10 protein-coding genes are annotated in these 10,586 nt (G+C 69.5%); 4 read left to right on the top strand and 6 right to left on the bottom strand.

What is annotated here, in order from left to right; genetic code table 11:
- The first annotated feature begins 161 nt into the window (after positions 1 to 161).
- Positions 162 to 1,472, top strand: a complete 1,311-nt coding sequence (locus IW245_RS12405; RefSeq protein WP_197003329.1) for a pentapeptide repeat-containing protein — start codon at positions 162 to 164, stop codon at positions 1,470 to 1,472.
- A gap of 122 nt (positions 1,473 to 1,594) precedes the next feature.
- On the opposite strand, the gene IW245_RS12400 is transcribed toward IW245_RS12405, so the two are convergent.
- On the bottom strand, positions 1,595 to 1,924 hold the full coding sequence (locus IW245_RS12400) for a hypothetical protein (RefSeq protein ID WP_197003328.1): 330 nt from the start codon (positions 1,922 to 1,924) through the stop codon (positions 1,595 to 1,597).
- Between the two features lie 443 nt (positions 1,925 to 2,367).
- Here IW245_RS12400 and IW245_RS40600 point away from each other — a divergent pair, with 443 nt between their 5' ends.
- Positions 2,368 to 3,813 (top strand): SigE family RNA polymerase sigma factor, encoded by a 1,446-nt coding sequence (locus IW245_RS40600; RefSeq protein WP_231398776.1) that lies wholly within the window; start codon positions 2,368 to 2,370, stop codon positions 3,811 to 3,813.
- On the opposite strand, the gene IW245_RS12390 is transcribed toward IW245_RS40600, so the two are convergent.
- From IW245_RS12390 to IW245_RS12370, 5 genes are all read right to left on the bottom strand, one after another.
- The gene (locus IW245_RS12390) at positions 3,702 to 4,394 is read right to left on the bottom strand and encodes a hypothetical protein (protein WP_197003327.1); all 693 of its coding nucleotides are present in this window, start codon (positions 4,392 to 4,394) and stop codon (positions 3,702 to 3,704) included. The genes IW245_RS40600 and IW245_RS12390 overlap by 112 nt on opposite strands.
- A gap of 111 nt (positions 4,395 to 4,505) precedes the next feature.
- Complete coding sequence (locus IW245_RS12385) at positions 4,506 to 5,414, bottom strand: phosphotransferase enzyme family protein (protein WP_197003326.1); 909 nt, start codon at positions 5,412 to 5,414, stop codon at positions 4,506 to 4,508.
- On the bottom strand, positions 5,414 to 6,907 hold the full coding sequence (locus tag IW245_RS12380) for a hypothetical protein (RefSeq protein WP_197003325.1): 1,494 nt from the start codon (positions 6,905 to 6,907) through the stop codon (positions 5,414 to 5,416). Before IW245_RS12380 ends, IW245_RS12385 begins: the two co-directional genes overlap by 1 nt.
- A 124-nt stretch (positions 6,908 to 7,031) precedes the next feature.
- Positions 7,032 to 7,529, bottom strand: coding sequence for an NUDIX domain-containing protein (locus IW245_RS12375; protein WP_197003324.1), 498 nt, complete (start codon positions 7,527 to 7,529; stop codon positions 7,032 to 7,034).
- Positions 7,530 to 7,565: 36 nt separating this feature from the next.
- Complete coding sequence (locus tag IW245_RS12370; RefSeq protein ID WP_197003323.1) at positions 7,566 to 8,912, bottom strand: NsdA family TPR-like regulatory protein; 1,347 nt, start codon at positions 8,910 to 8,912, stop codon at positions 7,566 to 7,568.
- 429 nt (positions 8,913 to 9,341) lie between these two features.
- On the opposite strand from IW245_RS12370, the gene IW245_RS12365 reads away from it, so the two are divergent.
- Together IW245_RS12365 and IW245_RS12360 are read left to right on the top strand one after the other, a co-directional pair.
- On the top strand, positions 9,342 to 9,566 hold the full coding sequence (locus IW245_RS12365) for a hypothetical protein (RefSeq protein ID WP_197003322.1): 225 nt from the start codon (positions 9,342 to 9,344) through the stop codon (positions 9,564 to 9,566).
- 178 nt (positions 9,567 to 9,744) lie between these two features.
- Positions 9,745 to 10,098 (top strand): hypothetical protein, encoded by a 354-nt coding sequence (locus tag IW245_RS12360; protein WP_197003321.1) that lies wholly within the window; start codon positions 9,745 to 9,747, stop codon positions 10,096 to 10,098.
- Positions 10,099 to 10,586 lie beyond the last annotated feature (488 nt).

The following is a 10,586-nucleotide window of genomic DNA, read 5'->3' as shown; positions in this document are numbered from 1 at the left end:
CTTCTAGTTTTCGCAGCCTCGTTTCAGCAGGTCATCCCGCCTTAGACGGTAGAAGGCCACTGAAGATCATTGAGCAACACCTGGTCGCCGGTCTGGCCGGGGCGGGGATCTGACAGCGGTCCGGGGTTGTGGATCGGCCGTCGGGCCTCTACACCTCGATCATGATGTTCGCGCGTAAGAAGTCGGCCGGGCCGTCGGCGCCAAGGTTGTCGTTCGGTGTGCAGCTTGCGCTGTGGTTGGGGCTGGCGGTGGTGGTGGCCGCGGGCACGACCTGGCTGCTGTGGTTCACGTCCGGCAGCCCGGACCTGTCGGCGGTGCCGTTGGAGGCCAAGGATCGCCTGGACCTGGTGAAGGTCGCTTTGACGGTGACCGGCGGCGTGGGGGCGGTCGTCGCCCTGGTCGTGGCCTACCGCAAGCAACGCTTCGGCGAGGTCGACTCGGTGCGGGAGAACACGAAGCTGTTCAACGAGCGCTACACGAAGGCGTGCGAGCAGCTGGGCTCGGACAAGTCCGCCGTCCGGCTCGGCGGGGTGTACGCCATGGCGGGCCTGGCCGATGACTGGGCGGCGGGCCGTCAGACGTGCATCGACGTGCTGTGCTCCTACCTGCGGATGCCCTACACCCCTCCGGTCGACCCCGACGCCGCCTCCGCCGCCGAGACCACGGTCGACGCCGACGGCGTGGCCGAGCTCGACGCCTGGACGGTCCGCCGCGACAGCGCCCTCGCCGAGCGGCAGGTCCGCCACACCATCATCCGCACCATCACCACCCGCCTGCGCGACACCGCCGCCGTCTCCTGGCAGGGCCACGACCTCGACTTCAGCGGCGCGACGTTCGACGGTGGCGACTTCAGAAAGGCCACGTTCTCCGGCGGCCTCGTCGACTTCCAGGGCGCGATGTTCGCCCCCGGCTTCGTCAACTTCCAGGGCGCGACGTTCACCGGCGGCACCGTCGATTTCAGCGGAGCGAAGTTCTCCGGCGGCGACGTCAATTTCACCCACGCGTGGTTCTCTGGTGGCGAGGTCCGCTTTATCGGCGCGACGTTCGCCAGTGGCCACGTCCATTTCAGCAGTGCGATGTTCGCCGGCGGCCAGGTCGGCTTCAACGGCGCGGCATTCTCCGGCAGCGTTGTCGCGTTCAGCGGGGCGACGTTTCTCGGCGGCGACGTCACCTTCCAATTCGCGACGTTCTCCAGCGGTCTGGTCGGGTTCCACGGAGCGGCGTTCCTCGGTGGCGGCTCTGTCAGATTCTCCACCGCGACGTTCTCCGGCGGCCTCGTCGCCTTCCACGGCGCGACCTTCACCGGCGCGGATGTCGGCTTCCTCGGTTCGACATTCACCGGCGGGTCCGTGGACCTGTCCAGACCTCACCGGTACGATGTCCCGCCAATCTTCAGCCTGGACATGGGCACGCCTGGGGTAATCCTGCTGCCTCCCAGCCCTGCGGATCGCGCCGCTGTACCTTCGCCCTGACCGACCGAGGGCATCCGAGGGGGTCCACGAATGCCGTCAACGCAACACGGGGTATTGGTAATAACTGGGTCACCAGGTGACATGTGGCCCAGGATTTGTTGGTCTTGTTCTGGGTGCCCCAATCAGGCAGGCTTGTCGGCGTCCGGCGGTGGTGGCGGGAAGCCAGTGACGCTGGCCGCGACGGTGTCGATGTCCGTGGTGGGCGCGAGGCTGCGAGTTCCGGGAAGTGGTGCCATGCCGCTGGTTCGGACGGCTGAAGGGTCGTCGGTTGGCCAGGTCCAGTTGCCTCGGACCGTTGTGCCGGGGTGTTCGCCGTAGCCGTCGAGCATGACGGTGGTGTACTCCTTGACCGTCGACTCCGTTACCACCTCGCGCCACCCGGCCTGCGAGAACGCGGCCCGCAGATCCTGCGCCCCGGGTAACGCCGCCCAGTCCTGTGCCTTCGCCGTCATTGGTCGCCTCCCCCGTGCGCCCAGCGCGCCGGCGAGAACTCTAACGCCCCGCGGCGAGGAGAGCAGGGCGTTCGGTGGATCGTAGCCCTGGCGACGTTGGCCGCCAGTTTCCCAACATGGGGTCGGGCATTCGACTCGGTCTATCATCCCGCCAGGCCTGACCACCCCTGCCGCTGAACAGCGTCCTGGACCCTGGCAAGACAACGAGGCCGCCCGGCTGTCGGGCCAGCCTTGTCTGTAGGCCGCAAGGCGGGCTGGTCTCCGAGTGCGCTGAATTCTGGACCGGGCTCTCGGGTAGCCGAATCCTCCAGGAAGAAAACAACGATTTCATGATCTTGGCGGGCCCGCGACAGTGGTCCGGAAATTTGTTGGCCGGGTCGTCCAACCGAATCGCCTCGCCATCGGGTACTAGGTTCACACCGATCGAGGGAGGGCACGGCGGGATGACGGCCGGCACGGGGTTTGACGAGTTCGTGATCACGCGGTCACAGCGCCTGATGCGGTTGGCGTTGCTGCTGACGCGTGATCACGCGGCGGCGGAGGATCTGGTGCAGACGGCGCTGGTGAAGGCGTGGTCGGCGTGGCGGCGGATCGACGAGGACCCGGAGCCGTACGTGCGCCGGGTGCTGGTCAACACGTTCAACTCGTGGTGGCGGCGGAGGTGGACCGCTGAGCATCCGACGGCGGTGCTTCCGGAGCGGGCCTGGTCTGGTGCGCAGGGCGAGGTCGAGGACCGCGACGAGGTGTGGCGGGCGTTGACCCGTCTGCCCCGGCAGCAGCGGGCCGTGCTGGTACTGCGGTACTTCGAGGACCTGTCCGAGGCGCAGATCGCCGAGACCCTGGGCGTGTCAGCTGGGGCGGTGAAGAACTACGCCGCGAAGGGGCTGGCCAAGCTCCGCCTCGACCCGACCCTGCGCGAGCTGCCCGAACCGCACCTGACGGAGCAGCCGGCCGGCACGCAGCGGCTCGTCGCGGTTCGGGGCCGCATCGACCGGCGCCGGCGGCTGGCCGTGGTCGGGGTGGTCGCGGCGGTGGTGCTCGCCGTGGTGCTCGGGGTGCTCGTCGCACCCCGGGTGAACACGTCGATGCCGCCGGCCGAACGGCGGATCGGCGGGTTCGCCGAGTACCACGAGGGCTACCACGTCGTCGCTGTGGGCAAGGGCACGGTGACCGGGCCGGTGACGCTCACCTGGGTCCCGGCCAGCCTCGACGTCGGGTTCTTCTTCCACTGCACCCGGCCGGAGAAGGAGGACCTGCACGTGACGTTCTCCACGGTCTTGTTCGACGGCAAACCGGCCCCGCACGGCGTGACGTGCAACGTCAACGAACCCGACAACGGCTACACGTGGTACACGCAGGCCGAGCTGGCCCCGCTCGAGCTCCGGCTCGGCGTACCGGTCACCGTCACCCTCACCGACCCGGTGCCCTACGACGCACACGGCGGCACGCACCCGGTCCCGGCGACCGTCCCGACCGACGTCAACGTCGCCGTCGCCCTCGCCGAGCCGGTGCCGTTCGAGCAATACCCGCTACCGGCCCGGCCCGCGCACCTCACACCGCTGGACAAGCGCCTGCCGTCCGAGCTCAACTACACCGTCCTGTCCGCGGACAACCCCAGCGCCACCGTCTCATGGGGCCATCTCACGGTCGTATATCACACACAGACGCCCGGCCAACTGCTCCTCAGCGTCAACGGCACCCTGACACAGACCCAGACATGGTGGGACTACAAAGCCTCCGGACACGTCAGAGACCTGAGGTCAGGGCCAGGATACGACTACGAGGGACCCGCCGTCCCCGACATTCCGCCGGGCACCCCGGTCACCATCACCATCGAGGCCCGGTACCTGACCGGCGACTGGTACGTGGAGATGTACCCCAATAAATAAGCACACGACCAGTCCAGTACGGAGCTGGGGCGGTCAGATGCACGGGCGCGGCAGACGCCAGCCCCGCCGCCCGACGCCGCAACAACAGAGCCACCGACCAGCAAATCCGCGACCGAATCAGCCCCGACCAGTCCATTCAAGATCACGTAGTCGTTGCCGTTGGTTGAGCAGTCTCGGGCTCCACCGCGTTCACCGGGCACCAACTGCGGGCGCATCCTGGTCGCCGGCGGGCAATCGGGAGACCGGGAGTAGTTCTGGCCGGTGTAGAGCCGGTCGGCCGCGCGGCGTCGATCGTCCAGCGGAGGGAGGCTGCCCGGCCGGCCGGCGTGGAACAGCACCTGCGCCACGCCGCGCACATCCTCGGGCAGATCGGCCACCACACCGGCGAAGGCGTCGCCGAAGTACCCGAACCGCTCAGCCTTGGCCCGGGGCGCCGGACCGGCGCGGTGTTTCAGCTCGGCCACCAGGTGCGGGTACCGGCCGGGGCGCGCCGTCAGGTCCGACAGCCCGGCCTGGCGCAGCCGTCGAACTTCGACCAGCAGCGCGTCAGCAGGCCCGGGATGCTGTCTGGGGCTGGACACGGCGGCCCCCACTGATCGGAACAATCGGCAGGGTCTACACCGTAGTGGCGTCTGTCGATTCCGGCTAGGGCAGCGGCTGCTCGCTCGGTCTGTCGTGGCTCGACCGCCGCGCTACAGCCGCCGCCAAGGGGCATCGTCGTCGCCGGTTTCGAGTCCGGCGATCCGGCGGTGGACCTCGTCGGCGGCGGGCGAGCCGGGTGTGGACTTTCTGGCGTTGGTGGTGATCATCCGGAGCTCGCGCAGGTTCCGGAGAGTGTTGAAGCCGGCCCAGGTCCGGATGTCGATTCCGTAGGCGGTGCAAAATGCCTGGTAGTCAGCGTGGTCGCCAGTGAAGCGCCGGGTGTGGATCTCTATCGTCACCAGGTCCCACTCGGGCTGGCCGATGCATGCCGAGTCCCAGTCGATCAGCAGGACCTGGCCGGTGTCGGCGCGCAGGGCGTTGCGGTGCTGAGGGTCGGCGTGGATCAGCCCCGGTTCCAGAACGTACGGGAGACAGGGGAGGGCCGCGGACAGGGCGTCGCAGCGCTTGCGGAGCAGGGCCGCCTCGGCGGGGCTGAGGATGGGGCTGGTGGCGATCGAGTGCCGGATCGCGCTGACGGCCTCCAGGCGCGGGAGCGGGAACGGGGGCCGCAGACTGTGGAGCACGGCCAGCGGTTCGGCGAGCTCGGCGGCGGTGACGGGCCGCAGGCCGCCCTGGTCGAGGTACGGCCAGAACGTGACCAGGCAGCCGCCGACCGCGACCGGCTGGAAGTGGCCGGTGGGGTGCACGGTGGCCAGCCCCTGGCCGCCGATCCAGTCGATCAGCCGCAGGGTCCGTTCCACGCTCGTGCGACTCTCGGCCGGCCGGGCGATCTTGACGATCAGCCGGGCTCGGTCGGGTAGTTCGATCAGGTAGACGGCGTTGGTCTGGTGGCGGACCAGGGTCACCACCAGCGGCTCGATGCCGATCTCCGCGCAAGCCTGGTTCAGGATCTGGTGGGTGCCGGCCGGCGAGAAGTTCCGTTCGGTGAGCGCCGACATCATCGTGGGCCGGCCGGAAGGACGGCCGGCTCGCGCAGATTGGTGAGCAGTGCGCGGAGGTCAGCGGCGGCCGGCAGGGCTCGGGCGGAGGTCGGAAGCGCCGCGAGGACATCGGCCCCCCGGGTGAGCACGATCTGTGTGAGGTGTCCGGTCGGCACATCGTGGATGGTCTCACGCGCCAGCTGGCAGGCGCCGTCGGCGTCCCGGAGGGCCAGCCCGGCGGCGCGGTCGAGGTGGATTAGGGTCGGGTCGAGCGTGAATGTGGCGGCACCGTCGCCGTAGAGGTTGAGCGCGCGGTCCTGGACGGCAGCGGCACGGTCCGGCTGGTTCAGGTAGGTGAGCGCCCCGGAGAAGTAGAGCAGGAGCCTCTTTTCGGGGAAGGCGAAGGCGTCGGCACCGGATTTCTCGCCGAGCTGATCGAACAGGTTGCTCGCGCGGCCGATCGCGGCCTCGGCCGCGGTGTGGTTGCCGAGCCGGGCCCACGCTCGGGCCTCGGCCGCCGCCGCCAGGCACACCGCCGGGCACACGAACGACCCCGCGATGGCCTGGGCCTCCTGGGCGAGGTCGATGGTTCGGGGCAGGTCGCCGTAGTAGTACGGCAACATCGCCTCCTGCGCTCTGACCTGCACCTGGAGCTCCACGCTCAGGCCGTCGTCCGCCGCCAGGCGCGCGGTGCGGTACCAGGCATGACTGGCCGTGGTGTTCCCGGCCTTCATCAGGCTGTCGGCGGCCAGGATCGCCAGCGTGCCCGCCGCCTCCGACAGCCGAGCGGCGATCCGGGTCGGCTGCCGGTGCTGCTGCTGGGAGATGACCTCGCCGAACTCGGTCAGCGCCGCGCTCAGCATGACCGCCGGCGACTGGCGGACGTGATCGCGGCGCAACTGGTCCACCGTCTCCTCGATCAGCGTCATCCGTGCCGGGGACACCGTCCCGCTGGTCAGCACGGTCTCCGCGCTGATCCGGAGATGGTCGAGCGTCCCGAACCCCACCCCGTCGAGCGGAACTGGGCGTAGGACGACGCCGGAGACCGGGGCGGGCCTTGCCAGATCATGTTCGGCCGGGGTCCGGAGCAGGATCGCGGCCAGCAGCGGATCGAGAAGATCGCGCTCCAGGATCCGCTGGATGGTGTCGGGCGTCCTGGCGTAGGCACGGCCCGTGTAGAGCTGGTCCGCTACGCGCCGCCGATCATCCAGCGGAGGGAGCCTCCCGGGCCGGCCAGCATGGAACAGCACCATTGCCGGATCACGGGCTTCGACGGGCAACTCGGCGACCAGGGCGGAGAACGCGGCGTTGACCCACGCCAGCCGCTCGGCCGTGTCCCGGGGGACCGGGCCCGCCCGGCGGTGCAGCTCCGCCGAGAGATGCGGGTACCGCATGCTCCTCACGGCCAGATCCGACAACCCCGCTTTGCGTAGGCGCTGCAACTCCAGCATCAGAGCCTCGGTGCTCTCGGAGGTCGGGACGGGGTCCGAGGTCCTTTCGCGTACTCGCATGGTGCCCCCGGGACCGACCAGACATCGCCGACATCTCACCGTACTGGCCAGTATCGATGCTGGCCAGTACCTGGGTATCACCGTTACGGCGACGTCTTGTTCAACGACGCTTTGGGGCCGGCGGCTACCAGCCTTCGGTTGAGACGTCGATCCGTCCGTCCAGGTAGCTCGCCAGCGCGGTCGCGGTGGTGGCGACGAAGTTCGTGGGGATGGCGTCGGTGTTGATCCAGGTCACCTGCGCGTGCCGGTCGGGCTCGGCGTTCACCGGCTGCCCCTGCCAGCGCCGAGCCGCGAAGACGACCGTCAGGAAGCCGTTCGGGGATTCGACACCGTGGGAGCCGTGGATGATGTGCGCGACCGCCAGATCCTCAGGCTCCACGATCAGGCCGGTCTCCTCCTTGAGCTCCCTGGCGCCGGTGACGGTGATCGGCTCGCCCGGCTCACTCTTGCCGACAGGTAGGTCCCAGCTCCCGGGCGCGAACTTGGCCTGCGGCCCGCGCTGGATGAGCAGGACCCGCCCGGCGGCTTCGTCGTGGACGATGACGGCGGCGACCAGCAGCGTCATCGACTCCAGGGCGGGCGGGAGGCTGGCCGGTGACCGGCCGGAGATCGGGGTGTTCACGGGTCCATCCTCCATGACGCGTGGGTGTTCGGGGATCTAACCCCGCGCGGCACGGGTACGCCGTTCGAGGGCCGCGGCTCCCGGAACGCCCCGTCGGCGGTAGATCGCCAGGGTCGGCCGGATGGAGGAGATCGCCTCGGTGCCGCGCGCCGAGGCCATGCCTTCGGCCAGGTCCAGCGCCTTACCCCAGGTGGCCACTGCCTCGTCTGCTCGCCGCTGGGCCGCGAGGCAGTCGCCGAGGTCGGCGTAGGTGAGCATGTGGACGCGCTTGTACTTCTCGGGGTCCCACGACAGCAGCGCGACACGATGTTGCCGCTCGGTGCCGCGGTGGTCGCCCATCTCGGTCAAGGTCCGGGCCGTGTGGCTGGCTACCGTCCCGGCCGCCGGCCCGGAGATCTGGGAGTAGGTCGGCTGCGGCCCGTCCGCCCGCCCCAAGGCCGCCTCGGCGGCCAGCAGCGCTTTCGCGGCCAGGGCCTTCTCTTGCACGGCGGCGAAGGCGCGGGCGTGGGTGATGTGCAATAGGGCTTCGGTGCCTCCGTCGGCGTACCCGCGGCTGCGGACGATGGCTGCCTCGACCAGGTCTATGCAGTAGCGGGGCTGCTTCAGGCTCAGCGCCTGGTGGGCGACGGTGCGCATCATCCAGCCGGCATGGGCGTGCGGGTCGGCCTCGCACGCCAGCTGGAATCCGACCTGGTAGTAGCGTTGCGCGGCGCCTTCGTGGCCGACGTCGTGGTGCTTCCAGCCGGCCAGGTAGGCCAGCTCGGCGACCGCGCCGAACGCCCGGCGCCGGATCGCCTCGGACGCGAATCTGCCCCGGAGCATCGGGGCGGCGGTGTCGGCGAGGTAGGCCGCGACGGTTGTCAGGCCGTGGCCTCCGCCCAAGACCTCGTCGGCGGCCCCGAACACGGCCGTGATTCGCCGGATGACCTCGATCTCGTCGGCCCCGACCATTGCCGATCCGGTACGCGCCCGCAGCAGGCTGGTCACCGGTTCGTGGTCATATCCCAGCGGCATCGCGGTGTCAGCGACCGTGAACGCTGCGGCGGCCAGGAAGTTCCGGTGCTCCACGTCCGCCCGGCCTAGTACGGTGGCGGTGTCCGCCGGGTCCGATCCAACCGTCGTCGGGCCGTCGGCGCCGATCAGCCCGATCTCCGTGAGGGTGACCGGGCATCCAGCTCGGCGTGCCAGCGCCTCGACCAGGTACCCGGCGGTCCGCTCGGCAGGCCGGGTGCCGTCGACCCAGTGCGCGACCGCCGACTTGTTGGTCCGCAGGACCTCGCCGTTCTCTGCGGCGATTCGGCAGATCGACCTGGCCAGCGCCTCGTAGGTCCACCCGGTCGCCGCTATCACGTCACGCAGGCGGAGGTTCGGTTCTCGCGACATGGGCTCTACCAGTCACCTCAGTGTTAAACCCTATAAACGCCTTGCCTCGACGCACACTCTAGTCGCCACTCGCGCAGGACGGTTCACTCAATGTGAGCAACAGGGCCGGAGTCAGCGTCCCCGACGAAGCAGTCCGCCAGTTACGGAACTCTGCCGCACCCTCACTAGGCAACATCGATGGTGATGAGTCCGTGAATTTTCCGTGTTTTTCCCGGGTTTTTGCGAGCAGCCTGGACGAACGGTCAACGCCGAACGAGGAGGTGAACGGCAATGTCCCCACCGTCGTTGATGTTGCTCACCGCCCAGCGGGTTCAATTGCGCGTTGGGGCTCCGGCGCCGCCAGCGATCGGCGGGGCGTTGTTCCCGCCGCCGCCCCGGCCGCCAGCGCCGCCGGTTGTCGGCGACCCAGATGACGGTGATTCCCGGGCCGTGGACGCGACCCGATTCGGGAGGTCGGCCCGGCTCTCCCGGAGGCAGGCCCTGCTCGGCGTGCGGGGTCTGCGCGTCCCCGGGTGGTCGTTCGCGTTGAGTGGCGCGGCGGCCACCCGGACTCCCCGCTCCGGCTGGTCGAGCTCCAATCCTCCCCAAGGGTTCGACCCGCTCGACCAGCCGGACATTCTCCCCTTTTCTCGGATCCTGATCCTCCGCGAGTGACCACGGCCCGTCCTCTGGCTAGTCACCGCTGAGCTTGTGAGTCAGGTGACTGGCTAGGGCAAACGCTGCCTTTTGCTGGCGTCTCATGTCGAGTTTGGATGGAGTTGTCGTGTTGCTGTGGGAGCGGACTGCCGCCGAGCATGGATTGCAAACGACTACCGGACGACCGCTCCGGCTGGTGGACGCCTACCTGGAGGAGAGGCGCACCGACCAGCTCTGGCAGATTGTCGGCCGCCGCCTGGACACCCGACGAGGAAGCGGGCCGTGGACCGACGGGGCTCCCGGGCCGCGACTGATCCTTCCCTGGCTGAATCCGGCCCGGACCTACCTGCTGCGGCACAGCCAGGCCGCCGGGTGGCTGGTGCGAGGCAGGCCGACCTGTCCGGACGGGACGCCCGCCCAGCTGGTGAACGCCCTCGGCGGCGCGGTCGCGGACCTGCCGCTGCTTGACGGCCTGGCCGAGCTGGGATCGAGCTGTCGTTACGAGCTCCGGTTCACCCGGGGGTGGCGACTCTGGCAGGTGACGGCATGACCGCTCCGCCCGGACCTGGAGCTGACCGAGGCCGCAGCCGACCTGGCGTGGTCGATCGGCGCGGCCACCGGCAGCCCAGTGTCTGCGGTCGCACAAAGGGCGCTCGCGCTCCTGCGGCTCCTGACCAGCGAGACAACCGACGAGCTGGACGTACTCCGCGCGGACGGCCGCACCGTCCGGATATCCGTCATCCCCAGGTCGACGAGCCGACAGGTCGCCGCATCAGTCCCTTCTAGACAGTAGGCAGGAGCTACACGTGATACGCGCCCTACCGATCTGGTTCTTCGTGGTGTTGTTGCTGATCCTCACTGTCCCGATCGTGCCCTCCGCGCCGGCCCATGCTTCCGGGGCGCGGAGGGAAGTGGCCGAGCGGGTCAGCCGCTGCGGGCATCGGGCGGAGCTCGGCTGCTGGACGGCCTGCGGAACCGAGGAGGTTCGCCGTGGCTGATGAGTCGCTGGTTCCCGGACCGGGGCGGGTGAGGCGTGCC

The organism is Longispora fulva (genome assembly GCF_015751905.1).
GTDB lineage: Bacteria > Actinomycetota > Actinomycetes > Mycobacteriales > Micromonosporaceae > Longispora > Longispora fulva.
This window is presented reverse-complemented; position numbering and strand designations above follow the sequence as displayed.

Bases quoted from the DNA above. Each gene is read 5' to 3' on its own strand.
- IW245_RS12405 (WP_197003329.1), top strand. From the start codon at position 162: ATGATGTTCGCGCGTAAGAAGTCGGCCGGGCCGTCGGCGCCAAGGTTG.
- IW245_RS12400 (WP_197003328.1), bottom strand. From the start codon at position 1,924: ATGACGGCGAAGGCACAGGACTGGGCGGCGTTACCCGGGGCGCAGGAT.
- IW245_RS40600 (WP_231398776.1), top strand. From the start codon at position 2,368: ATGACGGCCGGCACGGGGTTTGACGAGTTCGTGATCACGCGGTCACAG.
- IW245_RS12385 (WP_197003326.1), bottom strand. From the start codon at position 5,414: ATGTCGGCGCTCACCGAACGGAACTTCTCGCCGGCCGGCACCCACCAG.
- IW245_RS12380 (WP_197003325.1), bottom strand. From the start codon at position 6,907: ATGCGAGTACGCGAAAGGACCTCGGACCCCGTCCCGACCTCCGAGAGC.
- IW245_RS12370 (WP_197003323.1), bottom strand. From the start codon at position 8,912: ATGTCGCGAGAACCGAACCTCCGCCTGCGTGACGTGATAGCGGCGACC.